18 protein-coding genes and 3 pseudogenes are annotated in these 26,664 nt (G+C 69.6%); 14 read left to right on the top strand and 7 right to left on the bottom strand.

Going from position 1 to position 26,664, the window contains the following annotated elements; all coding sequences use genetic code 11:
* Positions 1-144: 144 nt before the first annotated feature.
* On the bottom strand, positions 145-1,608 hold the full coding sequence (locus ACFWWR_RS31125; protein WP_383868574.1) for an aldehyde dehydrogenase family protein: 1,464 nt from the start codon (positions 1,606-1,608) through the stop codon (positions 145-147).
* Positions 1,609-1,744: 136 nt separating this feature from the next.
* On the opposite strand from ACFWWR_RS31125, the gene ACFWWR_RS31120 reads away from it, so the two are divergent.
* Complete coding sequence (locus tag ACFWWR_RS31120; protein ID WP_383868572.1) at positions 1,745-4,180, top strand: SpoIIE family protein phosphatase; 2,436 nt, start codon at positions 1,745-1,747, stop codon at positions 4,178-4,180.
* Between the two features lie 1,038 nt (positions 4,181-5,218).
* On the opposite strand, the gene ACFWWR_RS31115 is transcribed toward ACFWWR_RS31120, so the two are convergent.
* The 4 genes from ACFWWR_RS31115 to ACFWWR_RS31100 form a co-directional block, all read right to left on the bottom strand.
* Entirely contained in the window at positions 5,219-6,697 is a 1,479-nt protein-coding gene (locus ACFWWR_RS31115; protein ID WP_383868570.1) for a ricin-type beta-trefoil lectin domain protein, read from the bottom strand.
* A 362-nt stretch (positions 6,698-7,059) separates the two neighbouring features.
* On the bottom strand, positions 7,060-7,323 hold the full coding sequence (locus ACFWWR_RS31110) for a hypothetical protein (protein WP_384306696.1): 264 nt from the start codon (positions 7,321-7,323) through the stop codon (positions 7,060-7,062).
* Positions 7,324-7,395: 72 nt separating this feature from the next.
* Entirely contained in the window at positions 7,396-7,836 is a 441-nt protein-coding gene (locus tag ACFWWR_RS31105; protein ID WP_383868566.1) for an NADPH-dependent F420 reductase, read from the bottom strand.
* A gap of 470 nt (positions 7,837-8,306) precedes the next feature.
* Entirely contained in the window at positions 8,307-9,884 is a 1,578-nt protein-coding gene (locus tag ACFWWR_RS31100) for a glycoside hydrolase family 32 protein (protein WP_384306693.1), read from the bottom strand.
* 207 nt (positions 9,885-10,091) lie between these two features.
* Here ACFWWR_RS31100 and ACFWWR_RS31095 point away from each other — a divergent pair, with 207 nt between their 5' ends.
* The 4 genes from ACFWWR_RS31095 to ACFWWR_RS31080 all read left to right on the top strand — a co-directional run bounded on the left by ACFWWR_RS31095 (position 10,092) and on the right by ACFWWR_RS31080 (position 14,816).
* Positions 10,092-11,501: an extracellular solute-binding protein gene (locus tag ACFWWR_RS31095; RefSeq protein ID WP_384306690.1), complete on the top strand. Its 1,410-nt coding sequence runs from the start codon at positions 10,092-10,094 to the stop codon at positions 11,499-11,501.
* Complete coding sequence (locus ACFWWR_RS31090; RefSeq protein WP_384306687.1) at positions 11,498-12,484, top strand: carbohydrate ABC transporter permease; 987 nt, start codon at positions 11,498-11,500, stop codon at positions 12,482-12,484. The genes ACFWWR_RS31095 and ACFWWR_RS31090 overlap by 4 nt, the downstream gene beginning before the upstream one ends.
* A 65-nt stretch (positions 12,485-12,549) precedes the next feature.
* Positions 12,550-13,410, top strand: coding sequence for a carbohydrate ABC transporter permease (locus ACFWWR_RS31085; protein WP_033327945.1), 861 nt, complete (start codon positions 12,550-12,552; stop codon positions 13,408-13,410).
* Positions 13,411-13,415: 5 nt separating this feature from the next.
* Positions 13,416-14,816 (top strand): glycoside hydrolase family 32 protein, encoded by a 1,401-nt coding sequence (locus ACFWWR_RS31080; RefSeq protein WP_383868721.1) that lies wholly within the window; start codon positions 13,416-13,418, stop codon positions 14,814-14,816.
* Here the strand turns inward: ACFWWR_RS31080 and ACFWWR_RS31075 are convergent.
* Together ACFWWR_RS31075 and ACFWWR_RS31070 are read right to left on the bottom strand one after the other, a co-directional pair.
* Positions 14,779-15,843 (bottom strand): LacI family DNA-binding transcriptional regulator, encoded by a 1,065-nt coding sequence (locus ACFWWR_RS31075; RefSeq protein ID WP_384306684.1) that lies wholly within the window; start codon positions 15,841-15,843, stop codon positions 14,779-14,781. The two genes, ACFWWR_RS31080 and ACFWWR_RS31075, sit on opposite strands and share 38 nt — an antisense overlap.
* A gap of 1,395 nt (positions 15,844-17,238) precedes the next feature.
* The gene (locus ACFWWR_RS31070; protein ID WP_383868554.1) at positions 17,239-17,817 is read right to left on the bottom strand and encodes a TetR/AcrR family transcriptional regulator; all 579 of its coding nucleotides are present in this window, start codon (positions 17,815-17,817) and stop codon (positions 17,239-17,241) included.
* Positions 17,818-18,569: 752 nt separating this feature from the next.
* On the opposite strand from ACFWWR_RS31070, the gene ACFWWR_RS31065 reads away from it, so the two are divergent.
* The 9 genes and pseudogenes from ACFWWR_RS31065 to ACFWWR_RS31025 form a co-directional block, all read left to right on the top strand.
* Positions 18,570-19,580 carry an alpha/beta fold hydrolase gene (locus ACFWWR_RS31065; protein ID WP_383868552.1) on the top strand — a complete coding sequence of 337 codons (1,011 nt, stop codon included), beginning with the start codon at positions 18,570-18,572 and terminating at the stop codon, positions 19,578-19,580.
* 466 nt (positions 19,581-20,046) lie between these two features.
* Entirely contained in the window at positions 20,047-20,862 is an 816-nt protein-coding gene (locus ACFWWR_RS31060; protein ID WP_383868550.1) for an oxidoreductase, read from the top strand.
* Positions 20,863-20,914: 52 nt separating this feature from the next.
* Positions 20,915-21,766, top strand: a complete 852-nt coding sequence (locus tag ACFWWR_RS31055) for an alpha/beta fold hydrolase (RefSeq protein ID WP_383868548.1) — start codon at positions 20,915-20,917, stop codon at positions 21,764-21,766.
* 73 nt (positions 21,767-21,839) lie between these two features.
* Positions 21,840-22,994, top strand: a pseudogene (locus ACFWWR_RS31050) (low temperature requirement protein A).
* A gap of 108 nt (positions 22,995-23,102) precedes the next feature.
* The gene (locus tag ACFWWR_RS31045) at positions 23,103-23,762 is read left to right on the top strand and encodes a response regulator (RefSeq protein WP_383868544.1); all 660 of its coding nucleotides are present in this window, start codon (positions 23,103-23,105) and stop codon (positions 23,760-23,762) included.
* Between the two features lie 57 nt (positions 23,763-23,819).
* Positions 23,820-24,566: a class I SAM-dependent methyltransferase gene (locus tag ACFWWR_RS31040; protein WP_383868542.1), complete on the top strand. Its 747-nt coding sequence runs from the start codon at positions 23,820-23,822 to the stop codon at positions 24,564-24,566.
* Positions 24,454-25,209, top strand: coding sequence for an enoyl-CoA hydratase/isomerase family protein (locus ACFWWR_RS31035; RefSeq protein ID WP_384306756.1), 756 nt, complete (start codon positions 24,454-24,456; stop codon positions 25,207-25,209). Before ACFWWR_RS31040 ends, ACFWWR_RS31035 begins: the two co-directional genes overlap by 113 nt.
* Before the next feature lie 192 nt (positions 25,210-25,401).
* Positions 25,402-25,506: pseudogene (locus ACFWWR_RS31030) on the top strand (hypothetical protein); the annotation flags it as partial.
* Positions 25,507-25,596: 90 nt separating this feature from the next.
* Positions 25,597-25,904 (top strand): annotated as a pseudogene (locus ACFWWR_RS31025) (XdhC family protein); the annotation flags it as partial.
* Positions 25,905-26,664 lie beyond the last annotated feature (760 nt).

Raw genomic sequence — 26,664 nt, 5'->3', positions numbered from 1 at the left:
CGGCGAGACCCGCCTCATCGCGCCCGAACTCCACTACGACCTGCTCTGTGACCTGCCTGTTGCCCCGGAGGGCACTGACAACACAGGGCACTGACAACACAGGTCACAGGTGCCGCGGCGCGGACGCCGTCGGCGCCGCAGGCATCAGACCGCCTCGGCCACCGTCATCCAGCGCCACTGGGTGAACTGCTCCAGATTGGCGGTGCCGCCGATGCGGGAGCCGTTGCCCGATGCTCCCATCCCGCCGAAGGGGGCGTTCGCGGCGTCCTTGGCGGAGACGTCGTTGAGGTGCACCATTCCGGTGCGCAACTGCTCGGCGATGAGCGCGGCCCGCGGCACCGAACGGGAGTGCACAGCCGCCGTCAGACCGTATGCGGTGTCGTTGGCGATCTCGACGGCCTCCGTGTCGGTACGGAACGCGACGACAGGGGCGACCGGACCGAAGATCTCCTCGGTGAAGGCTGGCATGGTCCGCTCGACGTGGTCCAGGACGGTGGGCGGGTAGAACAGCCCGTCACGGCGTCCGCCGGCCAGCACCCGTGCCCCGGCGGCCACGCTCTCGTCCACGAGACGTTCGATCCTCGCGGCCTGGCGCTCGCTGATCACGGGACCGAGGGCGACACCCTGCTCGCGGGGGTCGCCGACCCGCAGCGCGCCGGCCTGCCTGATCAGTGCCTCGGTGTACGGCTCCACGATGTCGACGTGCACGAGATGACGTCCGGCGGCGACGCAGGCCTGCCCCTGGTAACCGAAGGAACTCATCGCCCCGGCTGCCGCGGCGGCGTCGACGTCCGCGTCGTCGAGCACGACGATGGAGTTCTTGCCGCCCAGTTCCAGGGCCACCCGCTTGAGCCCGTCGCCCGCGGCGCGGGCGACCGCCCGTCCCGCCTCGGTGGAGCCGGTGAAGGCGACCATGGCGACGTGGGGATCAGCCACGACCGCCTCACCGGTGCCGCGGCCTCCGGGCAGGACATGAAGCAGCCCTTCCGGCAGCCCGGCATCCTCGAACAGCCGCGCCACGACGACGCCGCCGGACACCGGTGTGTGGGGATCGGGTTTGAGCAGGACGGCGTTGCCCAGCGCAAGAGCGGGCGCGAGGGCCCGCATGGCGAACAGCAGTGGGGCGTTCCAGGGGTTGATGACGCCGATCACACCCAGCGGTACCCGCCACGCGTAACTGGCCTGGCCGGGTGTCGGCGGGCTCAGGATCTCGCCGCGAGGCAGCGAGGCGAGCCCGGCGGCCTGCGACAACTGGCTGAGTCCGGCCGCGATCTCGTAGTCGCCCTTCGCCGGGACGCCTCCGGACTCCCTGACGATCCACTCGCGGATCGCCCCGCTGTTGTCGCGCAGTGCCCGGGCGGCACGGAGCAGGACCTCGGCGCGCTCCTGGGGTGCCGTCTCGGCCCAGGCCCGCTGAGCCCGGGCGGCCAGGGCCCCGGCCCGGGCGACATCCGCGGGCGCCGCCACACCCACCTCCGCCAGCCGCTCTCCCGTGGCGGGTTCGTTCACCGGCTGAGCCCCGCCCCCGGACTGCCGCCAGCCACCGCTGTAGATCTTCCCGGTCCATTCGGCCGCGTCCGGCCACGTCCCCTCGCCTGTGGCAGCCATGGCACGACCCTCCGTCGTCGATGCGTTGATAGCCTTTTTACACTTATCGCCTTATTGAGCGTATATGTTCAACCACTCCCCGTCGGTTGCTCCTGGCCGGGCCGGGACGCACGGTGGAAAGACCGAGGTGAGGCGGATGAACGTGATGACGGGTTCTGAAACCGCCGACGACGACCGGGCGGCGTGGCGGCCGGACGACCCCGTCGACGAGTCGGCCACGGCCAGGGCCACCGTGGATCCGCACGGCATCGTGACCGGGTGGAGCAGGGGAGCGCGGCGGCTGCTCGGATACCGGTCCGCGGAGGTCGTCGGCCGGCCCGCGGCGCCGTTGCTCGCCGGGGAGCCGACCTCTGAGACGCTGCGCTCCCTGCAGGAGCTGCCGAGGTGGAACGGGACGGCGACTCTCCTGCACCGGGACGGCCACCGCCTCACAGTGAACCTGCTCGCCCACCGCCGGGAGCCCGGGTACGAAGACAACGGGGACGGCGAGTGGCTCCTGGTGTCCCCCCTGGCCCGGCCGTCGTCGCCCGTCCAGGACGACGCACTGGTGAGGTGGGCGTTCACCCAGTCCCCGTCCACGACGGCGCTCTACGACACCGGCCTGCGGCTGCGGCGGGCGAACGCGGAGATGGAGCGTGTGATCGGCCTGCCCGAAGCGGCGATGGAGGGTCTGCGTGTGTCGGAGATCGTGGTCGCCCCGGAGGGCGACCGGACGGAAGCGTGCATGCGGCGGGCGCTGGAGACCGGAGAACAGCAGCGTCTGCAGCAGGTCCTGCGCCTGGCGGGCCACGAGAGCGAGAGCATCTGGTCGACTTCGCTCACCCCCGTGAGGGACGCCGGGGGAACGGTACGGGGAGTCCTCCTGTCCGCCTACAACGTGACCGAGGAGCACCTGGCCCGAGGGCGCCTGGCCCTGCTCAACGAGGCCAGCATCCGCATCGGCAGCACCCTGGACCTCGCCCGGACCGCGCAGGAACTGTCCGACGTCGCCATCCCGCACCTCGCGGACTTCGTCACCGTCGACCTGCTTCCCGCCATCGAAGGCGGCGAAGACCCGCGCGACAGCTCGCCGCCCAGCCCCGTCATGCTGCGCCGTGTCGCCTACCAGTCGGTCCTGGAGGGCTGCCCCGAGGTCGTGGTGGAGCGCGGGAAAGTGGCCGCCTACCCGGATGAGTCGACCGCGGCCAGGTGCCTGACCACCGGCCGGCCGCTGATCGAGAACGTGACCGTGTCCACGATGGACCAGGTGGCGACCCAGGCCCCGGACCGGGCCGAACGGATGCGGCGCTACGGCTTCCACTCGGTGCTGGCCGTACCGATGCGCGCCCGAGGCATCACCCTCGGCGTGGCGACGTTCTCCCGGCACCGGCGCCCGGAACCCTTCGAGCGGGACGACCTGCTCCTGGGCGAGGAGATCACCGCCAGGGCCGCCGTCTGCATCGACAACGCCCGCCGCTACACCCGTGAGCGCCGCACCTCCCTCACCCTGCAGAGCAGTCTCCTGCCGCAACGGCTGCCCCCGCAGGCCGCCGTCGACGTCGCCTCTCGCTACCTGCCCGCCAGTACGCAGGCCGGCGTCGGCGGCGACTGGTTCGACGTGATCCCGCTGTCCGGCGCCCGGGTCGCGCTCGTCGTCGGCGACGTCGTCGGCCACGGCATCCAGGCCTCGGCCACCATGGGACGCCTGCGCACCGCCGTGCGCACCCTCGCCGATGTCGACCTTCCGCCCGACGAGCTGCTGACCCACCTGGACGACCTGGTCATCCACCTGTCCGCCGAGGCCGATGTCGCCGTCGGCGACATCGGCGCGACCTGCCTGTACGCCGTCTACGACCCGGTCTCCCGGCGCTGCACCCTGGCTCGCGCGGGCCACCCCGTACCCGCGGTGGCGACTCCGGACGGCGCCGTGGAATTTCCCGACATCCCGCCGGGCCCGCCGCTGGGGCTGGGCGGCCTGCCCTTCGAAGTCACCGAGCTCGAACTGCCCGAAGGCAGCCTCCTCGCGCTGTACACCGACGGTCTCATCGAGGACCGTGGCCGCGACATCGACGAAGGCCTCGACGCGCTGCGCGAGGTGCTGGCCCGGCCGGCTCCGTCCTTGGAGAGCATCTGCGACACCGTGATCCAGACGCTCCTCCCGGACCGCCCCGCCGATGACGTGGCGCTGCTGATAGCCCGCACCCGCGCCCTGGACGCGGCACATGTCGCCACCTGGGACGTGCCGCCCGATCCCTCAGCCGTCGCCGAGACCCGAAGGAACACCCGCCGACAGCTGGCCGCCTGGGGCCTGGACGAGGCCGCCTTCGTCACCGAACTGGTCGTCAGCGAACTCGTCACCAACGCCATCCGCTACGGCGGCGCCCCCATCCAGCTCCGGCTCATCCGCGACCGCAACCTCATCTGCGAAGTCTCCGACGCCAGCAGTACCGCCCCCCACCTGCGCCGCGCCCGCACCTTCGACGAAGGCGGCCGCGGCCTGCTACTCGTCGCCCAGCTCACCCAGGGCTGGGGCACCCGCCAGACGTACAACGGCAAGACGATCTGGGCCGAACAGCCCCTCCCCCTCACTTGAAGCCGGGGGGAACTCGCCGCGGGCGAGGCGTCCTGCAGAACCGCCACTGCCAAGAGGGCGGCCGGCTCGGCCACCGGCTGAAGGCGGAACGGGAGTACAACCGGCCGCTCGCCCAACAGGTCGAGCGCCTCGGGGGGGGACCCGTCACTGGGCCGCCCGGCAGCCGCGGCGAGCCCGGTACATCCATCACGGAGCCGCCGGGCCCGACCGGACCAACCGGGCCGTCCGTGGCAGTGCGGGTCGCCGCCCACGCAAAACGCTCGGCTGGGAAACCCCAGCCGAGCGTCTCGTTGAGCTACTGGCCACAGCCAGTTGATCACTTGTGTGGCAACGACCCCTGGAATGCGCCTCGGGAGGGCGGGGCCGCTTTCGTGCTTCCTGGGGTGCTCAGACTGTGCGTACCCCTCGGTCTTCGGGCTCGATACGGAAGTCGCTCAGCAGGTCACCTGTGGCAGAGGTGACGGTTCAGCACCCTGGAGTTGCAAACGGCCGAAACGAAGGGGGCCACGGCGGCAGCATGGTCGCCGGCCTTGGGAGGGGGCGCAGCGGACGCGGTTCCCGTTGCCAGGACGGTGGATGTTGCGGCCAGGGCGACAACTGCAAGTGCATGTTTGATCACGGCACACATCATGAGGCTCACCATGCCGACCGCGCAGTCCGGCGAACGGGTGACAAGGACGTCATCCCGGCTCCCCCGAGCACAACATCATTCCGGCCTCTTGGGATCACGCCAAAGACTGCAAGGCGTTTCGTCCTGCCCGGGGTACGCACTGGCGCCACCGCTGACCGCCGTGCGGCAGGACTTCGCCGCGGTCGGCCGGCTCGGTCTTCAGGAGTTGCTGAGCGAGATCGGCCGCACTGGGCCCGACTTGATCGACAAGACCTCGGTCCACCCGGCTGGTGGTCCGCGCGAGCACCGGAGCGCCGCCGCCCTCACCGGAAGGCGAGGCGCGGCGGCGCTGACCCGCACGGGCCGGCGAGGGTACTCGAAGGGCCCGTGCGGTTCGGATCAGTGGTCGAGGGGAACAGGTGCCGGCCTCAGCTCCTGGCCCACTGCTGGTTGCTGCTTCCGTTGCAGTACCAGACATCGACCGCCGTGCCATTGCCGGTGCCCGCTCCGGCTGCGTCGAGGCAGAGCGCCGGGTTCGCGACGCTGGTCACCGTGAGGTCGGCGTTCACGTTCCACTGTTGTGCCGCCGCGCCGGTGCAGTCGGAGATGACCACGGGGTCGCCCGCGGTGGCTCCGGTGCCACCCACCGTCATGCACTTGTTGCCGTAGACGGTGAGCTGCTTGTCCGCGTTCCAGTTCCAGGACTGGTTGCCGCCGTCGTTGCAGTCCCAGAGGTCGAGTTGGGTGCCGTTGGTCGTGCTGAAGCCGGGCACGTCGACGCAGCGGTTGGAGGCCACTCCGCGCAGGACCTCGCCGGGAGGCGCGGGCGGCAGGTCGTTGACGGGCGGGGTCGTGCCGAAGCCGTAGCCCCAGCGCAGCAGGGCGACTCCGCTGGCGTTGTTGTCCACCAGGTTGCCCTCGGAGTCCAGCGACTCGATCGAGTAGGCGTCGCCGAACCTCAGGCCCGGCCAGTACACCAGTCCCATCCCCTTGCTGCGGGCGGTGTTGGTCACGGCCGCGAGATACGACGTGTAGATGTTGCCGTTCCAGGCGCCGTAGTTCAGACCGGTGGTCATCGGGGAGCCGGCCTCGTCGATGATGGTCCGGCCGGCGTACTTGCCGATGCGGGCTTCGAGGTCGGCGGTCCAGTCCGCCTGCTGGGTGTAGCTGGCCCAGAAGCCGTAGAAGTGCAGCGACAGCAGCGTTCCCCGCAGCTCGGGTGCCGCGCCGACACCGGTGACGTTGTCGTTGTAGCCGGTACCGCTGATCACGACACGGCCGCGCGGGACGTCCTTGTGCTGGGCCAGCCAACCGCTGGTGACGGACACCCACTGGTCCAGGGTGTAGCCGTGCGGCTCGTTCATGGGCTCGAAGTAGACCCGTGGGTTGTGCTTGTACTCCCGCACCACGGTGTTCCACATCGTTTTCCAGGCGGCCGTGTCGTCGACCAGGCCGTCCTTGCTGGTGTTGGCCTCCCAGTAGCTGACGATGACCTTGTCACCGTAGGCCGTGGCCGCGTCGATCGTCGCCCGGTACGACTTCCACCAGTTGGTGCCCACGCTTGCCGGGTTGATCGGCAGTCGCAGCGTGTTGGCGCCCAGGTTCTTCTTGAAGCCGCGCACCATGTGACCGGTGGTGCGGTACACGGTGCGGTAGTCGTCGGTCACCGACAGCCCGCTGGGCACCACGGCGTCACTGGCGTAGTTGTCCCGCGGGTCTGCCCAGTTCACCCCGCGGAAGTCACTGGTACCGCCCTTCGACGCAGGCTTCACCGACGTGTGCGAGGCGGCTGACGTCTCGGCGGCCGGCTGGGCGAAGGCGGGGGCGGTCAGGAACATGAGTGTCGCGCCGAAGCCGGCCATGAGCACACTGGCCAGTCTTCTCGACCTCGTCGGGGTCTTGGTCATGTCGTCTCCAGTGACGGGAATCGCGGAGGGCGGAGTGCGGGTTCGTCACCTGAGCCGAGGCAGTGATGAACCAGGGTCCGGATACAGACACTCGGACCCCTGTAAACCGGCCATGGTTACGTAACCATTGGCCCGGACACTGGCACGACGCCCGCACTGGTGACAAGACCCGTGACGGTTCCGAAACACGACGGACTCTTGCCCTGGGCCCGGAGTGGTCCATTGCGACGCGTAGCTGAGCATGTCCGATACCCCGACAATCGGCCGAAGTGCACCGTTGATCGGATTGAGGGAAATTGGAGGTATCCGTTCCTGTCTCGCAGGACCGTGACGCTCGACACGGAGGCTCGTGCCATGGCGAGTCATGCTGCAGGGAGGTCTACGCGCAGGGAGGCCCGTAGCGGCTTCGGAAGCGGCTGGCTGAACGCCGTCGTCGTGACGGCCAGCAGCCCGATCATGAGCGAGGTGGGGTTGGACCAGGCGTCCGCCGTCGCATCGGCGCCGGCGGCCACCCGGCCGGCGGTCACCCCCTCCAGGCGTGCCCCGGGGTTGGTGGCCGTGGCCAGCAGATCGCCCCTGGCCAGCTGGATCCCCGCGGATCCGGACGGCAACGAGTTCTGCGTCATGGCCCCGCCCGGCGCCTACCGGGCGGGGCCATAACACGGCCGGACCATACCGCGGCCCGCGCCAACTTACGGTTACCGCGTTGCGGTGGCCAGTGCCGCGCGGATGGCGTCCTCGCCGACCGGCTGGCCCTTCTCGTTCGAGAAGGGCCCATACGGGGTCCCCCACACCGGCGTGCCCGTCGCCTGCCGCCAGCTGTCGGCCAGCGGTCCCGCGTCCACCACGCTGTACCCGATGGATTCGATGAATTCGGTCACCGCCGCCTTCGCCGGCGCGGAGTCCCCGGCGATCGGCAGGTAGGAGCGGTCGGCCGCCCCCGCCGGGCGGGCGAGTGACAGCAGATGCTTGAAGAAGATGGTGTTGAACGCTTTCACGACCATGGCGTCCGGGATGTACCGCAGCGGCAGCTCGCTCGAGGTGAGCGACTTGCTGTCGAGCTCGAGGATGTGCCCGTCACGCCCGGGGCCGTAGTTGCACGTGTCAATGACCGTCTGCTCCTGTCCTTGTGGCCTCAACGCGGCCTCAATGAGGCCGCAAGGGGCAGGACCGATGGCGTCGAGAGTGATCTCGCCGGCTGGATAGGACCTCTCGAACTCGCCCGCGGCGCATTCCCCTACCGACGGGCGAGGCTCCACCACATGTGCGGGCGTGGTCTCGTGCCCGTTTCCGCGGTGCCGATGTCTAGGGCCTGTCCGGCGGATCATGTCGGCGTCGCGGGCCCTGGCACGCACATCTGCCGCGTTGTCGTCAGTCGCCGACGCCCCGCGTCGACTCCCTCCTCCGCCTTGCAGCTGCACGCTCCCCCACTCTCGGCTTCGCTCGAGCGGGGGGGACCCCCATGACCCCGCTCGGGTTGCCTGAAAAGCGCCGTCTTCTGCAGCCGACCTGATCCGCCGGACAGGCCCTGGCTTGCCTCGGTATAGAGAGCCCTGGCGCGCCGGTCGTCGGCAGCCTCTCGGCCCGCCCCGGCCACCTCCCCGTCGGATCAGACCGTGAACTCCCGGATCACCACGTTCCGGAACACCGCCTGCCCGTCGATCGTGAACAGCGCCAGTGCGGTGTCGGACGGGTCGGGGAAGGCCTCGGTCGAGTGCACGTACCGGCCGTCGTCGACGAACATCTCGACGGACGTGCGGTCGACGAGGATCCGCAGGCGGACCGTGCCGGCGGACAGGTCGAACGGCGTGCGGCTCTCCTGCCAGCGGCCGGAGGTGTCGGGGCTCACGGTGTAACCGCGGTTGACGAAGGCGTAGTCGCCGTAGACTCCCGCGTCGATGTGCCGCCCGCCGTCCGACGACCGCCGCAACTGCAGGCCGGCGCCCAGCAGTTGGTCCCAGGTGATCTCACAGGTCAGCTCGTACGCGGTACCCGTGTAGTCGAGCGGTCGGGTGCCGTCGACCGCGATGTCGCCGAGGTCCACCGTGCGCGACACATGGTCGTCCAGGGCCGCCACAGGCTGGGACGCCAGGTAATACGTACCCGACGCGTGCTTCAGTCGTACCTCGCGGACGATCGAGTCGGTGCCGTTGAAGCCGTCGCACTCGATGGTGGGCGTGGTGTTCGCGTAGTCCCAGTGGTTCATCCAGCCGATCGCATACCGCGCGTCAGGGTCCAGGACCCCGCTCGCGTCACGTTTGTCGAAGGTGACCGCCGCGTACCAGTCCCAGCCGTGGTCCAGCCACTGGGGATCGGAGGCGTCGGCGGTGAAGGTCGTACCGTCGAAGGAACCCGTCCAGTACGCGAACGTGCTCGGCAGCCCGGAGCCCTTGCCGTTGGCGCTGACGCCCAGCACCCACTTCCAGGTCCCGTCGTCCGCCCTGATCCGGAACAGGTCGGGGCACTCCAGGACGCCGATGCCGCCCTTGATAAAGCCGCCGACGTACGTCCACGCCTTGAGGTCGACGGAGTGGTAGAAGCCGACTTTGTCGTTCTCGGCGAGCAGCATCACCCACCGCCCGCGCTCCTCGTCGCGGATCACCTTGGGGTCGCGGAAGTCCCGTACGCCGGGGTTGGGGAGGACCGGGGCGGTGCCGTGGTTCGTGAAGGTGCGGCCGTCGTCCGTCGAGTAGTACAGGTACTGGGCCTGGGTGACGTCGTCGGGCGCCATGGTGGCGAGGACGATCACCGCGCCCGCGCCGAAGCCCGCCGTGCCGTCCGTGTCGACCACCGCCGAGCCGGACCAGACATCGCCATTGGGAGTCGTGTCCTTGGGCACGGCGATGCCCCGGTCGGTGAAGGAGACGAGGTCGGTGCTGGTGGCCAGGCGCCAGGTGGTGCCGGCCGTCGTGCCGCCCGTCGAGTAGTCGGGGTTGTAGAGGTAGTAGTAGTGGTACTCGCCGTCGATCCAGATCGGGCGCTGCGGGTCGTTCATCCACTGGTCGGGGACCGTGAAGTGGTACTCGGCGCGGTAGCTGCCCGAGCACGCGGCCGTCGCCTCGCGGGGCACCGCCACCGCCGGCCCCACGAGGTCCGGCAGCAGAACACCGGCGGCGCCGACGGCCGAGGCCGTCAGCAGCGACCGCCTGGACAGTGTCTCCCCCGGGCCGAGCGAACTCCTCTTCATGCCACGCATCGTGCGGCTCCCTTCCCCGACATCGTCGTCGGGACACGGCTCATGTGGTCCGGAACCGTATACCTAACTCGTTAAAGGTCAAGCCCTCGCGCACCGGCCGTTCGCAACTCCCCCTCCGCGCACATCCCTTGACAGAGCCGCGGCGGGGTTCTCATCATCATGAAATCAAAGTTCGGCTAACACGAGTTAGGCTCGCCGATGACCGACTCGCTCCTCTCCCGACGGGCCCTGATGCGCTACGGCGCATACGGCGCCGGAGCCGCCGCTCTCGCCGGTGTCGCGGCCGGCTGGGACCGCCTCACCGCCGCCGACATCCCCGGCCGCGACGACGGCTCGCTCGTCATCGCCACCCTGGGCTCCGCCTTCAACCCCGAGGCGCAGCGCGCCCTGCGCGACGGATTCCGCGAGGTCCACCCCGACATCAGGATCCGCATCAACCCCGTACAGGCCTACGACTGGTCGGACTTCTTCTCCAAGATCCTCACCCAGATCGCCGCGGGCACGGCACCCGACCTCGTGTACGTCGCCACCGAGGGCGTGCAGCTCTTCGCCCAGCGGCTCGGCGTACCGCTGGACAGGTGGGCGAAGCGGGACGCGGCCGAGCTGCGCACGTACTTCGCCGACGTCCATCCCTCGCTGGTCGAGTCGATGATGTACGAGGGGAGCCTCTACCAGCTGCCGGTCGAGTTCAACGCGGCCGACATGTACCTCAACAGCCGGGTCCTCGAACGCACGGGTGCCGACCTCCCCGACGACGACTGGACCCACGACGACTTCACCACGCTGCTGCGAGCGATGAAACGCAGCAACGGCGACCGGTTCACCCCGTACTTCTGGACCAACCGGCTGTGGGGCGGAGTGGTCCCCTGGCTCTTCGCCAACGACACCAACCTCCTCACCGAGTCCAAGGCCCCCGGCGGCGACTGGCTCTGGAACTCCTTCTATCCCGAGGCACAGCGGCGCGGCCGGGGCGGCGGCTACCGGTGGACGACACCCCTGGCCGACTCCGACCGCGTCGCGGAGGTCTACGACTACCTCTCCTCCCTCGTCCAGGAGGACCTGTGCACCCGGCCGGAGGGCGGCGACGGCCGCAACCTCGTCGGCGTCTTCTCCACCGGCCGCGTCGGTGTCACGCCCGCGGGCGGCTTCTGGGCGGGCGGCCTGCATCAGGCGGGCATGAAACCGGCCGACTACGACGTGCAGTACTTCCCGCGCCGGCGTACCCGGCGTCACCAGTTCGGCGCCGCCGGGTACGCGATGCTGCGCACGTCGAAGATGCGGGACGAGGCCTGGGAGTTCATCAAGTACACCGCCCGCAAGGACGTGATGACCCAGCTCTTCGCGGCCAACCAGACCACTCCGGCCCGCCGCTCCATGGTCGACGAGGCCCGCTACCGGGAGACAGGACCGGCCCACTGGCAGGTCTTCTACGACACCCTCGACAAGATCCCCACCACCGGCCCGATCCCGGCCCCGCCGCAGGTCAACGAGGTCGAGCAACTGCTGATCAAGCACACCGGAACCGCCCTCGCGAGCCCCGGCGCGGTGCGTCCCGCGCTGCGCCGGCTGCAGGGGGACCTGGAGAAGGCCATGGAGCGTGAACTGTGACGAACACCGAGATCAGGCCCGTGGGGCCGGAGCCCGCCCGCACCCGCAGGAACCGCAGGACCGGTCAGACCCGTAAGGCCTCCGAGTCCACGGCCGCCACCACCATCCGCACCCGGGGCACCCGCCTCCTCGCCGTACTGTTCCTCGCGCCCACCGTCGTCGGCATCGTCGTCTTCACGGTCGTACCGATCGTCGGCTCGGTCGTCCTCAGCCTCTTCCAGTGGGACGTGATCGACGACCCGCGGTGGGCCGGAGCGGCCAACTACCGGGAGATCCTGACCGATTCGACGGTCCTCGTCTCCTTCCGCAACACGCTCGTCTTCATGGTGCTCGCGGTCGCACTCCAGTTGCTGATCGCGCTCGTGCTGGCGATCGCGGTGAACGGCCGGATGCCCAAGTGGCTGCGGTCCGTGTTCCGTTCGGCGTTCTTCTTCCCGCTGATGCTGTCCGCCGCGTCCATCTCGGTGGTGATGAAGTACCTGTTCAACCAGGACTTCGGCCCCGTGAACTGGCTCCTTGCCACGGTCGGTATCCCCTCGGTCCCCTGGCTGACCTCGGAGAACGGGGCGATGGCGGCCGTGGTCCTGGCGTACGTCTGGCAGCAGTTCGGCTTCTCGTTCCTGCTGTTCGTCGGCGGCCTGAACAACATCCCGAAAGAGGTGCACGAGGCGGCTTCGCTGGACGGTGCGAGCGGGGTGCGCAAACACCTCGCCATCACCCTGCCGCTGCTGTCGCCCACGCTGCTGGTGGCGTCCGTGGTCGGCATCATCAACGCCCTCCAGGTCTTCGAGCAGCCGTACGTCCTCACGGCGGGCGGTCCCGGCGACTCGACGCGCACGGTCGTGATGGTCATCTACGAGACGGCCTTCGAGCAGCTCCGCTTCGGCGAGGCGTCCGCCGTGGGCGTCCTGCTCTTCGCCCTGATCATGGCGGTCACCGCACTCCAGTTCCGGCTCAGCCGGCGTTACGTCCACTACCAGTGAGCCGGGTGAGTCAGATGAGTACGAGTTCCCTCTCGGGTTCGGTATCGGGTGCGGCGTCGGGTTCGATGCCGGGTCCCCGCACGAGCCCCACCGCGTCACGCGTACGGCACGGCCTGGCGCCCTGGGGCCGGATCGCAGGCCTGGCGCTGTGCGCCCTGTTGACGCTCGGCCCGGTCATCTGGACGGTGTCGACGTCACTGCGCACGCCGGCGGAGTCCTTCGACCTGCCGCCGAAGATCATCCCCACGGACCCCACCGTCGACGCCTACCGCGGGGTCTTCGACCAGATCGACGTCTGGCTGTACGCACTGAACTCCACCCTGGTGACCGCGCTGATCGCGGCCGGCCAGATGATCACCGCGGGCCTGGCGGGCTATGCCTTCGCCCGCCTCGAATTCCGCTTCAAGAAGCCGCTGTTCGCGCTGGTCCTGGCCACGATGATGGTGCCGTTGCAGGTCACGATGGTCCCGGTCTTCCTGGAACTGAAGACGATGGGTCTGACCGACACCCTGCTCGGCCTCATCGTCCCGGCCTTCCCGACGGCCTTCGGCACCTTCCTGATGCGTCAGTACTTCCTGGGCATGCCGAAGGACCTGGGCGAGGCGGCGATGATCGACGGCGCGGGTCCGTGGCGCGTCTTCCGGTCGGTGTACGCCCCCTTGGCGGCCCCCGGTCTCGCCATCGTCGGCGTGCTGGCCTTCAACTACCACTGGAACGAGTTCTTCCGGCCGCTGATCCTCGAAACCTCCACCGAGAACCTCACGCTGCCCCTGGGCCTGGTCTCCCTCCAGGGCAACCTCGGCACCGGCTCGATCTCCGTCGTCCTCGCCGGAGTCGTCCTCTCCATGATCCCCGCCGTCGTCGTGTTCGTCGTCGGCCAGCGCCCTCTGCGCGAGGGCATCACATCCGCAGGAGTCAATCGTTGAGTTCCGTGAGCCGGTCGACCGACGCCAACAGCCCGCGTTTCAGGGTCCGCCCGCCGGCCAACTGGATGAACGACCCGAATGGCCCGTTCCGCTGGGGCGATCGATACCACCTCTTCTACCAGCACAACCCCGACGCCCCCGTGCACACGAACGTTCACTGGGGCCACGCCTCCAGCCCCGACCTCGCCCACTGGGACGACCACGGGATCGCCCTGCGCCCCACGCCCGACGGCCCGGACCAGGCGGGCTGCTGGTCCGGCTGCGTGGTGGACGACGGTGGTGTACCGACAGCGGTGTACTCCGGGATCGACCACGACCACCAGGGCCTGAGCGCGATCTGTCTCGCTGTGACCGAGGACGACGGCCTCCAGAAGTGGAAGCAACTGCCGGTGCCGGTGGTCGCCGGCCCACCACCCGGCCTGGACGTGACGATGTTCCGGGACCCTTTCGTCTTCCGCTTCGCCGGACGCCGCTGGGCGCTGATGGGCGCCGGCCACGCCGACGGCACCCCGTCAGTCCTGGTGTACGACTGTGAGGACCTGCACGACTGGCGGTTCGCCGGGGTCCTGCTGGACGGCCGGGACCCGGCGGCGGCCCGCGCATTCGGCAAGCGGGCGATCGGCTGGGAGTGCCCGCAGTTGTGGGCGACCCCCGGGGGCGACTGGGTGCTGGCGGTGGCCCTGTGGGACGGCGACCCGCTGAGCACCGCGTACGTCACGGGCCGTCTGGTGGAGCAGGCGGACGGTGGACCGAGGTTCGCGGCCGGTACGGGCGGCGGCCCGCTGGACCTCGGCCGTGACTTCTACGCCCCCTCCGTCCTCCAGGACACGGAGTCCGGCCGCGCCCTGCTCTGGGGCTGGTCCTGGGAGTCACGCCCGCCCGAGGAGGTAGACCGCGCGGGCTGGTCCGGCGTCCTCACGGCACCCCGGGTGATGGACACCCACGAGGACGGCACGCTACGGGTCGTACCGGCTCCGGAGCTCGAACTACTGCGAGCGGCCGTCCCGTTCACGGCCGCACCAGGACCGCACCGGCCACTCCCCCTCGCGTACGACCTGCTGGTGACCGCCCGTTCAGCGGCGACCGTGAGTCTGCTGCGGGCCACGTCCGGGGCCGAACTGACCGTGCGACTCGATCCGGCGTCCGGCACGGTGACCCTGGACCGCACGGCCTGGCCACGCTCCCGCACGGACGGCACGGCCCCCCTGGTCCTGCCGACCCCGCCGGGCGAGACCCTCACCGTACGGATCCTCGTGGACGGCTCCCTGCTGGAACTGTTCGCGGGCGACCGGGCGACGGCCACGGAACGGGTGTACCGACGGGACGACGACATCGCGGAGCTGACCGTGCGGGGGACGGACGTCGAGGTCACGGGCTGGGAGCTGGTCCCACCGAAGCCCGCGTGACGACGGGGCACTCCAGGCGCCGGGTGGTGACCGGCGGCGCGGTCCCGCTGTCGATGGCGTCCAGGAGCAGGCGGACGGCCGTCTCTCCCATCGCGCGATGGGGCAGAGCGACCGTGGTGAGGGGCGGGCTGAGGAAAGCCGCCATGTGTTCCTGGTCGTCATAGCCGACGACGGACAGCTCGGCGGGCACGTCGAGGCCCAGGCGCGCGGCGGCGTGGAGGACGCCCGCGGCGACCCGGTCGTTGTAACAGACGATCCCCGTGGGCCGCCGGTCGGCGGGAACACCGTCCAGCAGCCGCAACGCTCCCTCGTACCCGGCGGCGATCTCCCCTCCCGTCCGCATGATCCAGTCCTTCTCGGCGGTCAGCCCCACCGTCCGCAGCACGTCCCGGAAGCCGCGCAGCCGTTCCGCGGTCGCGATGTCGTCCAGACCGCCCACCAGGGCGACACGGCGGTGGCCCGCGTCGAGAAGGACGCGCGCGGCGCTGCGGCCACCGGCCCGCTCGGCGGGGATGACGGCCGGGAGGGAGCCGTCCTCGGGGAGACAGTTGGCGAGCACGGCGAACGTGCGGTGCAGCCCTTCCGGGACTCGGGCGCGGCGCAACGACAGCGCGGCGTAGATGATCCCGTCGACCCTCCGGTCGAGCAGTTCGGCGACAGCCGCGTCCTCGGCGACCGGGTCCTGCCCGGAGTCGACGGTGAGCACCAGGTGCTCACTGCTCCACGCCATGTCCATGGCCCCGCGCAGCAGCCGCCCGGCGAACGGCGAGGTAGCGATCTCGTCCGTGACCAGACCGATCACGGCGGTACGACGCCGGCGCAGGCCACGGGCGACCGCGTTCGGCCGGTAGCCGAGCTGTTCGGCCGCCTTGCGGATCTTCTCCTGCGTCTCGGCGGAGAGGTTGCCCTGGGCACGCCCGTTGAAGACGAAGGACACGGCCGTGTGTGACACCCCGGCAAGCCGGGCGACATCCCGCGAGGTCGCCCGCTCAGCCCCGCCACCCCGCGTCTTCTCGACCCCGCCCATGCCTCGTCCCCGCCGACTTTGCCTGATCAGGCAAAGCCTACCCGCGGGAGATGTTGCGGAGCCCGCCGCCGCGGACCGAACGGGACACCGCGGTGGAACAGCCGCAGGCCTCGGCACGCCGGGGTGCAGGTCGCCGTGCGACCGTGGACGTCCGACCGCCGTCCCTCGCGGCTGTCAGCACGCCTCAACGAGGCTCGGCCTCGACCGCCCCCGACAGCCGTCGAGGGCTCCCTGCGAGGCCGCTTTCTCCCGGGGCCGTTTCCTCACCACTTACCGGCCATGGCCAAGGCACATCCCGAGCGGTCCACAACCCAGAGGACCCCCATCGAACTCTTCGACCGCATGCTGACGCCGGACCGGCGGGCGCTCGACGTGCTGAGGGTTGAAGTGCGCACCGGAGACGGGACCGAGAAGGCACGCCCGCGCCGTCGGGGTCTACCGCCTGTGGCGCGACGGCGGCTTCGCCGTCGCGCACTCCTCGCCGGCTTCCTCGCCGACGCCTACGGCATCACCACCGCGATCTGGACCGTCGCCGCCCTCACCGCCGTCTCCGGCCTGATCGTCGCCGTCCGCATGTACGACACACCCGCCAAAGCCCTGAGCCATATCCAGACGACTCGTCGGAGCCCAGTCTCCGGTACTTCCCCCATACCTTCGGCCTCAGAATGGCCTCAACGCCGCAGCAGAGCCGACCAGAACACGCCTCACCAGCTACGTTTCTGGGCGCATACGTGCAGGTCAGAGCAACATCAGCCGACACAGACCAACCTGGGGTCAAACTCGCGAGCAGCGGATCCAGTCCGTTCAGGCAAAGTTGACGATCCAACACCCAAAAATGAACGTTTCCGCAGGTCAGAGACCTGCGCACGTGGGGCGGGTGGGACTCGAACCCACGGCCGACGGATTATGAGTCCTTTGAGGATCTTGGCAGTCCTTGCATTTCCAAGCCGATCCGTGGCGTTTCCGCAGGTCAGATGGGGTGGCCTGTGTCGATACTCCCCGGCCCTTGTCAGTCTGTTCCTATCCTTGCGTCCCCAACGCGTCCCCAACGCGTCCCCAACGCGTCCCCAACTCCGTCGCACAGCAAAAATGGCACGGGGCTAACATGCGATCTCGCCAGCTCGAAAGGGGCTCTCGAACTCGCCCGCAGCGGATTCCCCTTCCAGCGCACAGGTCCGTCCGCCACCCAGGGTGGAGCCCCAGTGGCCGTTATGGCGGGTGACCCTACGCCGTGCGGAGACAAGTTTTGGTACCGGGAAAGGGCCGAGGTGCCCCACCGCGCGTCCGCGTGGCTACGCAGGCCGACCTGTGCCGCCAGACGTGAGGGCCGCCGACACGCTTCGGCGGCGTCGGCGGTCGGTCAGTGGATCCGGCGTCCTGTCGAGCAGTTGCGGCTCAGCCGCGTGGTCCCGCGCCGTGCAGGAGTGTGTCGATGACGAGTGCGGCCAGCGCGTCCGGGTCCTGCGCGGCTGGATCCTGGTCGGCGCCCGGCCTGTCGAGGGCTTCGCTCAGGAGGGCGTAATACACCTGCCGCGTCCAGTCCAGGTCCGCGTCTGGGGCGAGGAGTCCCTCGTTCTGCGCTCGTGCGAGGAGTTCGACGGTGTAGGTGTCGATCTCTTCCCAGATGGCGGCTGCGGCGCTGGTATGGGGCGTGGCGTGACTGAGGGTGAAGCGCCAGGTGTTCTTGACCCGCAGGACGTTCGCGGTCACCCGGTACAGGGCCACGAGCGCGGGGGCGGAGTCGGGCCGGGCTTCCCCGATGGCGTCGAGGAGCTGCTGCTTCGCGGAGACGGCGAGCGCCTCCAGCAGCGCCTGCCGATTCGCGAACCGGCGGTGCACCGTGATCCTGGTCAGCCCCGCTGCCTCGGCGATCTGCTCCATGGAGGCACCGGCGTCGTCGGCGAGGACCCGCTCGGCCGCCTCCAAAATCGCACGCACACTGCGCTCGGCATCTGCCCGCAGCGGTCGGCCCATAGCGGTCTCCCTGTCTCGTTCGTTTTCATCCCCACGTAGAGGATACGTGAACGCTACGGGTATCCCGATAACTGATTCTTTCCTGCCGCGCATGTACCTCTACCTGATACATGGATGACACATATTGGAGTTTGCGCCGCACCGCCCGACAGGCGACGACTCGGCGAAGTCGCCGGTCAGGCAACGCTTTCGCGCTCCATGCCGGCGCCCACCGGACAGGTGCGTCGCGACAGTGGCCGGAAGCCGGGACGGCACCGGCTCGCGCAGCCCACGATGTCGGCGCACGACAGATTCACCACTCCGGGGCAAACCCTCCGGTCATGACCCGAGCAGTCATGCTCTCGACGCTTCGGGCTCGACCGGACAGAGGCTGTCGTCATGACCCAAGAGAGCGGACTGATTCACCCTGGCGGATGACGCAGTCGAGCGCCCGGGACGACTCCCGACGACATTGCCGATCCCTAGCTTCAGCACATGTCGATCATGCGGGAGTCTCTTCGCCGCCCCCGGCTCACCGGCGTCGTCGCTCCCAGCCCCCCCCACCCTCGCGCAGTCCGTGGCCTCCGGTCTGCATCCAAGCGGGAGGTCCCCGGACCCGTTGGGGCTTTCACATGCGTACGGCGGCGAGCCCGGTTCGACGAAGTCGCCGGGTCAGGAATAGCCCCAACTCCCGCGCGCCCGCAGAGCATTCACGGAGCGCACGGCAGGTTCAACGCGCCGGGGAGATCTCCGGCCCGACTCAAGGAATTGGCATGTCCTCAAACACTCGAGGTACCCGTATCTCCCGGCGGACCGCGATGGCGCTGGCCAGTATGTCGGTCGTCGCGGCTGTCGTCGTCACGGCACCGAGCATGGCCAATGCCGTGAGCGGCAGCTCCGGCGGCACGCGGCACTCGGCCGCCCAGGCGCAGAACGCGGAAAGCGCCAGCACCGCCCCCAACCTGCGCGTCAAGGCCGCCAACGGCGTCACCTACCAGTACCGCCGCTTCGGCCACCCCAGCGCGGGCAGCGTGCCGCTGGTCTTCTTCCAGCACTTCCGCGGCACTCTCGACAGCTGGGACCCCAAGCTCATCGACACCATCGCCGCCAAGCGTGAGGTCATCCTCGTGGACAACGTCGGTGTCGGCGGCTCCACCGGCACCACCGCCAGCACAGTCCAGCAGATGGCCCTGGACGCCATCGACTTCATCGACGCCCTCAAGCTGCCCCGCTACGACGTGTTCGGGTTCTCCCTCGGCGGCGAGGTCGCCCAGGAGGTCGCCCTGCGCCGCCCCTGGCAGGTCCGCCGTGTGGTCCTGGCCGCCACCGGCCCCCAGGGCGGAGTGGACCAGCGCGCATCCGACCCGAACATCCTGCAGCGGACCCTGAAGGACAACCCGGGCCCCGAGGACTACCTTTTCCTGTTCTTCAAGAACACCGCCTCCAGCCAGGCCGCGGGAGGCGAGTTCCTCCAGCGCCTCGGGCAGCGCACCACCGACCCCGACGCCCCCTCCAGCCTCGCCACCCGCGACCGCCAGCTCACCGCGTGGTCCGAGTGGGGCATCCCCGACAAGTCCAAGCTGGCGCGCCTGAACGCCCTCTTCCAGCCGACTCTGGTCGCCGACGGCGAGAGCGACATCCTGATGCCCGCCAAGAACTCCCACCTGTTGGCCAAGTACCTCCCCAACGCGCAACTGCACATTTACCCGGACGCCGGCCACGGCTTCCTCTACCAGTACGCCGTCAAGTTCGGCACCGAGGTGAACGCCTTCCTCGACCGCTGACAGCCCCCCCCCCTGAGACGGTCGCCGGCGCCGACAGGACGCCGACAGGAGCGGTGACCGCAGACCGGCCTCATGCCCGATGCCCCGCCGGAGCCGAGCCCGGCGGGGCATCGCCGTGCAACGGGCCGCCGACCGGTCTCCATCCGGAGGGCTGCAGCGGGGCGGGCGCCGACACAGAGGCATGCCTCCCACAGTGCCCGAGCGGGCGCTCCTCGGGTGCGGTGCGGGCGCTCCGAGGGAGGACCCGCTGATGTCGTGACCCTCCGTAAGAGATACGTGAACGCTACGGATGACTTTTTAATTGATGCTGTCATGTTGCCTTTGAGTGAGAAGTTGATACATTAGTGAAACCGATTGGAGGTTGCGGCGACGGCGACGGACCTCGGCATGACGGGCGTCCGCGTCCGACACCGCGACCCCCACACCCCCCGTAAAGACGAAGCAGTCCATGAGTCAGGAGCCCACAATGGCGACAACACGTCCGGTAGCCCTCGTGACGGGTGCGTCCTCCGGCATCGGCAAGGCGGCCGCGCTCGCGCTGGTGGCGGCTGGCCACGAGGTGGTCGGCACCAGCCGCGACACCGCGCAGGTCACCCCCCTCAAGGGCGTGACCTTCCTCGACCTCGACGTGACCAGCGACGCTTCGGTGACCGCCGCGGTCGGCGAGGTGATCGACCGCTTCGGGCGGATCGACGTCCTGGTCAACAACGCCGGCATCGGCTCGGCGGGCGCCGCCGAGGAAAGCTCCGCCGCACAGGCCCAGGGCCTCTTCGACATCAACGTCTTCGGCGTCATCCGCATGACCAACGCCGTCCTGCCGCACATGCGCGCCCAGCGCAGCGGACGGATCATCAACATCTCGTCCATCGTCGGCTTCATGCCGCAGCCCTACATGGCGGTCTACGCCGCCTCCAAGCACGCCGTCGAGGGCTACTCGGAGTCCGTCGACCACGAACTCCGCGAGTACGGCGTACGGTCCCTGCTCGTCGAACCCGCCTGGACCAACACCGCGTTCGACGCCGCCAGCGTGCGACCCGACCAGCCCCTGGACGTCTACGCCAAGCAGCGCCACGTCTTCGAGGAGTACATGGCCGGCGCGGTCAAGGACGGCGACGACCCCGCCGTCGTCGCCAAGCAGATCGTCGCTGCGGCAACCGACACCAAGCCCAAAGTGCGCTACACCGCCGGCGCCATGACCGGGCGCGTACGCACCATGCGCCGCATCGTCCCTTCCCGCATGTTCGATCAGCAGCTGCGCAAGCTCAACCGCCTGCCCGCCTGACCACTCCCACAAGACCGTCATGAGACGCAGCGACAGGAAAGCGAAGCCCGCCATGAGCACCTATCTGGCAGACGCGGCGAAGGACCTCACCGTGGAAGGCCCCTCCGCGACGTTCACCTACCGGCGCATCGGCCCCCGGGGCGGCATCCCGCTGGTCCTGCTGAACCGGGTCCGCGGGACCCTCGACTGGTGGGACCCGGAGTTCCTGGACCACCTCGCCGCCGCCCACGACGTGATCGTGTTCGACAACGTCGGCACCGGCTACACCACCGGCACCCCACGCGACTCCGTCGAGGGACTCGCCGACGGCACCGTCGAGTTCATCGAGGCCCTCGGCCTCACGCAGGTCGACCTGCTCGGCTGGACCCTGGGCGGCACCGTCGCCCAGCACATCGCCCGCACCCGGCCCGGCCTGGTCCGCAAGCTGGTCGTGGCGGCCGCCAACCCCGGCGGGACGGTGCCCGGCGCTCCCGACCCGGACCCGAAGGTGCGGGCCACCATGACCAAGCCCGAGGTCACCGGGGACGACCTGGTGTTCCTGTTCTTCCCCGAGACGGACACCGGCCGCGCCGCCGGGTACGAGCACCTCGCCAGGGTGGCCACCCGGCTGGCCACCGGACGCCCCGACGTGTCCGAGGCGGCGGCCATGGGCCAGATCGCCGCGATCCAGAAGGACGCGTCGATCCCCTTCGAGCAGGTGCGCGCGGACCTGGCGACCATCCGGCAGCCGGTCCTGTACGCCACCGGCATGCAGGACGCGATGATCCCCGCCCTGGCGTCCTACACCGCTGTCCAGTACGTCCCCGACGCCACCCTCGTCGCCTACAGCGACGCCGGGCACGCCTTCCTCTTCCAGCACGCCAAGGACTTCGCCCGCCAGGTGAGCGCCTTCCTCGCCGACTGACCGTTCACACGGACACCGGCCCCACAGGAGGCACGACAAAGTCGGGACGCCTCCCGCACTGAGGAGAGTCATCGTGCAGGTGACCAGCGACCCGGCGCGCCGGGAGGTCACGCCGCTGGAGCTGTTCTTCGACCTGGTCTACGTCTTCGCGATCGGCCAGTTGTCGCACCGGCTCCTCGTACATCCCACCTGGACCGGCGCCGCCCAGGCGCTCGTGCTCTACCTCGCCGTCTATGCGGCGTGGGCGTACACCACCTGGGCGGTCACCCTCGTCCCGGCCGAGAACCCGCGGACCAGGCGGATGCTGCTGGGGGTCATGCTCGCGGGGCTGTTCATGAACGCCGCGATCCCACGAGCCTTCGGCGACGCCGGCTGGGTCTTCGTCGCCACCTTCCTGCTCATTCACATCGGCCGGACCGTATGGCTGCTGACCGTCGGCCTCGACCGGGTCAACCAGGAACATTTCATCCGCGTCCTGGTCTGGTTCGTCGCGGCCGCACCTCTGTGGCTGATCGGCGCGGCGGTCGACGGCGGCGCGCGGCTGACCTGGTGGGCCGCCGCCATCCTGATCGAGCTGGCGGGCACCTGGGCCGCGCATCCACTGCCCGGCCGCAGGCTGGACTCCCGAGAGGTCGCCTTCGCCGGCGGCCACCTGCTGGAACGCGGTCGACTATTCATGATCATCGCGTTCGGCGAGACAATCATGACCACTGGCACCGCGCTCACCACGGCGCCGTACGCGCCGATGACCCTGCTGACCAGCGGTGTCGCGCTCACCGGCACCATCGCGTTGTTCTGGCTGTTCTTCAGCCGCTCAGAACACGTCGTCCGCCACTAAGAGCGGACCGAGGACCCCATCAGGGCCGGGCGCAGCGGCGTCATCAGCCTCATGGCCTCCGTCGCCGGAATCATCGCCGCCGCCTCGGGCGACGAACGAGTCATCGCACATCCGGTGGAGCACGCCGGCATCACCACGAACCTGCTCCTCTTCGGCGGGCCTGCCCTCTACATCGGGGCGCAGACCTGGCACGGGGCAACCCTGTTCGACGCACTGAGCCCGGCACGCCTGGTCACGCTGTCCGCCCTGGTCGTCGGATGCGCGGTCACGACGGCGGCCCCGGCCTACCTGTCGGCCGTCATCGCCGCCGTAATCGTCGTCGCGCTGGCCGTGTTCGAAGACCGCCATCAGCCGGGGAGGGCGCGTGCGAAGCCGATCCCATCGCGCTGACCTCCACCGATGCGCTTGCTCACCGACCGACTCACCGGAGCCTTCCATGAACCTTTCCACTCACACCGTCCTCGTCACCGGGGCCGACCGGGGCCTCGGCCGGGCGCCATGACGCAGGCCAGCGTGCTGATCTGCGACGATCAGGAGCTGATGCGGGCCGGCCTGCGCATGGTCGTGGACGGCCAGCCGGACCTCACGGTCGTCGGCGAGGCCGGGGACGGCGAGACGGCAGTGGCGCAGGCGCTCACCCTGCGCCCGGACCTCGTCCTCATGGAGGTACGGCTCCCCTGCCTGGACGGCATCTCGGCCACCGAGCAGGTTCGGGCCGCGTTGCCCGGGACGCAGGTACTGGCCCTCACCATGTGCGACCGCGACGAGTACGCCTACGCCTCGCTGCGTGCGGGAGCGAGCGGCTTCCTCGTCAAGGACGCGCCGACCGCCGAGCTGCTCGTGGCCATCCGCAGCGTCCTACGCGGCGACAAGGTCATCGCCCCCTCGGTGACGCGGCGGCTGATCGACCGCTACATCACAGGTTCCCTCGCTCCGCTCACCGACGCAACGCTCGACGTGCTCTCCGACCGCGAGCGCGAGGTGCTGAGCCTGGTGGCCCGCGGGCTGAACAACGCGGAGATCGCCGGGAAGCTGTTCCTCGGCGAGACCACGGTCAAAACCCACGTGGCCAGGATCCTCACCAAGCTGCGCCTTCGCGACCGGATTCAGGCCGTCGTCATGGCCTACGAGAGCGGACTGGTTCGTCCTGGCGGGTGACCCCGTCGGGCGCTCGGGATGGTTTCCGACGACACAAACGCTCCCTAGGTTTCGGACATGTCGATCATGCGCGAGTTCCTTCGCCACACCCGACTCACCGGCGCCGTCGCCCCCAGCTCAGCCACACTCGCGCAAGCCACGACCGTCGGCCTGGACCTGGAGCACGCCGACGTCGTGGTGGAGTTGGGATCCGGCACCGGAGCGATCACCGAGGCGATACGGCGACGGCTGGCACCGGGGACACGGCTGGTCGCGGTCGAGCTCAACCCCGTCTTCGCCCGCCGGCTCGCGGACCGGTGCCGGGACAGCACCGTCGAGGTGGTGCACGGTTCCGCCGAGGACCTGCCGGCGCTCGTCCCCCATCCGGTCGACGCCGTCGTGTCTGGTCTGCCTGCCGTGGACCGTCATGCCGCACGAGCGGCAGCGCCGGATCCTCGACGCGGTGACCGGCGTATTGAACTCGGACGGCCGGTTCAACACCTTCCGCCTACGTCCACGCGGCCTGGACTCCCCCGGCCCGCCGGTTCGCCGCCGAACTGGCCACGCGGTTCTCCAGCGTGGAGCGCAGCCGGGTCGTCTGGCCGAATCTCCCGCCGGCGTACGTGCACCGCGCGTTCACGCCGGCCCACACAACCCTTCCCACCCCCACTCGAACACTTCAGAACCGGAGCACACCATGACGCAGCACAGCATGTTCAGCATCGAGACCGTGGCACCGAAGATCCGCCGCGTTACTTTCACGAATGCGCCCGTGAACGTCGTCGGCGCGGACACTGTCGTCCAACTGCTCGCTGTCGTCGATGAGTTGAGCAGGGACGAGAAGGTTCAGGTCGTCGTCTTCGACAGCGGTACGCCCGGATACTTCTTCAACCACGCCGATCTCGGCCAGGTGCCCGAACTCCTGGCGTTGAACGGCGCGGACGGGACCCCGACGTGGGTCGAACTCGTCACCCGGCTGAGCAGCGCCCCCTTCATCAGCATCGCCTCCATCCGCGGGCGTACGCGGGGCGGGGGCGACGAGATCACCCTGGCCTTCGACCTGCGCTACGCCAGCCTCGAGCAGGCGGTCTTCTGCCAGCCCGAGGTCGCGATCGGCATCGTCCCGGGCGGTGGCGGCAGCGACCGTCTGGCCCGGCTGCTGGGACGGGACCGCGCGCTCGAAGCGGTCCTCACCAGCGAGGACTACGACGCCGAGCGCGCCGAGAAGTACGGATGGGTGACCCGGGCCGTCCCGGACGCCGAACTCGATGACCTCGTCAACGGTGTGGCAGCGCGCATCGCGTCCTTCGACAAGGCGTCCGTCCTGGGCGCGAAGGCGCAGATCAACCGGTCGACGCTGCCGCCGGTGGCCGACCTGCGCGCGTCCTGGGCGGAGTTCGCGGAGTCGGTCAACTGGCCCGGATTCCAGGCACGCGTACCCCAGCTCGGCAAGGCCATAGCCGAGTAAGGCCTCGAAGAGATCGAGCGGAACCTCGGTCGCTACGCCGGCCTCATCAACCAGCAGGCATAGCGGCCGACGGCGCACCGCCCTGGCGCCCCACGGCGGTGCGCCCAGCAACTGACGCCGACCACATCCTCGGGAAACGAGGGGTACGTCAGCCCGAGTGCGTTGATCTGGATCACCAGCGCGCACACGCTGGTGGTGGCCAGTCTGGTGCTGTCGGCCGGCACGCTGGGCAACCTCTTCGGCCGCAAGCGGATGTTCTGCGTCGGTGTGGTGGTCATGATCGCGGGAGGGCTGCTCGCCGCGACCGCCGACACCACCGCCGTGGTGATCGCCGCGCAGCTGATCTCCGGCCTCGGCGGCGCACTGATCCTGCCCGACAGCCTGGCCATGAGCCTGGCGCTGAGTCTCCCCGTCGCCTACGTCGGCGCGATGGGCTCCCGTCGCACGCACGCGGACCGCATCCAGCGGCTGCGCGAGGCCGGCGTCACCACGGCACAGCTCACCCGCCTCAACTCCCCGATCGGACTCGACCTCGGCGCCCGGCCCCCGAGGAAACAGCGATCTCCATCACCGCGGAGATCATCGCCCACACCCACTACGGCACCGGCTGGTCCCTGTCCAACGGCACGGGCCCCATCCACTCGGCTCACGACCGCCCCCTCGCAAGAGAGGCCCCCCACTTCCTCAATGCCTGACCTACGTCCACCCACGGAAAAGACCCTGCGAGCGTCCTTCACGGTACGGCGTCACGAAGCCATGGGCTGCGCGGGGCGACGTCGGCACCCCACTCGAGCAGCTCATCGAACAGACCGGGCCGTTTTCTGTTCGGGCAGTTTCCGCCCACCGCGCACCAGACCCTCACGCCCCGGTGCCGACGCGATGGAGTCCCTCGAAGGTGCGGCCGAACTCGGTCAGCAATCCCGCACGGAAGCTCCCCGGGCGGCCGGACAGAGGGCCCGCAAACGGTGGTCAGCAGACCGCTCCGAAACCCTGCGTCCCCAACACGTCCCCACGATCACGAAATGAAGCCGAGGGGATACTGCCAGCTCGCCGGCACAGTTCCTGATCATCAGCATTATCGCAGGTCAGCGCAACGACTGCCTGGTGAGGGAGCAAGATCCTGCCCCCGCCCCAAAGCCGCGAGCAGCGGATTCAGTCCGTTGAGCGATAGTTGACCGCTCCGACACCTCACGAGGAACGTTTCCGCAGGTCAGAAGCCTGCACAAGTGGGGCGGGTGGGACTCGAACCCACGGCCGACGGATTATGAGTCCTTTGAGGATCTTGGCGGCCCCTGCGTTTCTAAGCTGATCCATGGCGTTTCTGCAGTTCAGATGGGGTGGCCTGTGTCGACACTCCCCTGCCTCCGCACACCGCCCCATGAACGCGGCCCCCGGCTTTGGGAGTTGGTCCCTTGCGGGCCGGGTGTCGCACGATGGCCGGCATGGCGTGGCTCG

It is taken from the genome of Streptomyces sp. NPDC058678 (assembly GCF_042714835.1).
Lineage (GTDB): Bacteria > Actinomycetota > Actinomycetes > Streptomycetales > Streptomycetaceae > Streptomyces.
This window is presented reverse-complemented; position numbering and strand designations above follow the sequence as displayed.

Coding starts and splice junctions, on each gene's coding strand:
- ACFWWR_RS31055 (WP_383868548.1), top strand. CDS start 20,915: ATGAGCACCTATCTGGCAGACGCGGCGAAGGACCTCACCGTGGAAGGC.
- ACFWWR_RS31100 (WP_384306693.1), bottom strand. CDS start 9,884: ATGAAGAGGAGTTCGCTCGGCCCGGGGGAGACACTGTCCAGGCGGTCG.
- ACFWWR_RS31040 (WP_383868542.1), top strand. CDS start 23,820: ATGTCGATCATGCGCGAGTTCCTTCGCCACACCCGACTCACCGGCGCC.
- ACFWWR_RS31065 (WP_383868552.1), top strand. CDS start 18,570: ATGTCCTCAAACACTCGAGGTACCCGTATCTCCCGGCGGACCGCGATG.
- ACFWWR_RS31120 (WP_383868572.1), top strand. CDS start 1,745: ATGAACGTGATGACGGGTTCTGAAACCGCCGACGACGACCGGGCGGCG.
- ACFWWR_RS31125 (WP_383868574.1), bottom strand. CDS start 1,608: ATGGCTGCCACAGGCGAGGGGACGTGGCCGGACGCGGCCGAATGGACC.
- ACFWWR_RS31070 (WP_383868554.1), bottom strand. CDS start 17,817: ATGGGCCGACCGCTGCGGGCAGATGCCGAGCGCAGTGTGCGTGCGATT.
- ACFWWR_RS31035 (WP_384306756.1), top strand. CDS start 24,454: ATGTTCAGCATCGAGACCGTGGCACCGAAGATCCGCCGCGTTACTTTC.
- ACFWWR_RS31115 (WP_383868570.1), bottom strand. CDS start 6,697: ATGACCAAGACCCCGACGAGGTCGAGAAGACTGGCCAGTGTGCTCATG.
- ACFWWR_RS31095 (WP_384306690.1), top strand. CDS start 10,092: ATGACCGACTCGCTCCTCTCCCGACGGGCCCTGATGCGCTACGGCGCA.
- ACFWWR_RS31085 (WP_033327945.1), top strand. CDS start 12,550: ATGCCGGGTCCCCGCACGAGCCCCACCGCGTCACGCGTACGGCACGGC.
- ACFWWR_RS31045 (WP_383868544.1), top strand. CDS start 23,103: ATGACGCAGGCCAGCGTGCTGATCTGCGACGATCAGGAGCTGATGCGG.
- ACFWWR_RS31075 (WP_384306684.1), bottom strand. CDS start 15,843: ATGGGCGGGGTCGAGAAGACGCGGGGTGGCGGGGCTGAGCGGGCGACC.
- ACFWWR_RS31110 (WP_384306696.1), bottom strand. CDS start 7,323: ATGACGCAGAACTCGTTGCCGTCCGGATCCGCGGGGATCCAGCTGGCC.
- ACFWWR_RS31060 (WP_383868550.1), top strand. CDS start 20,047: ATGGCGACAACACGTCCGGTAGCCCTCGTGACGGGTGCGTCCTCCGGC.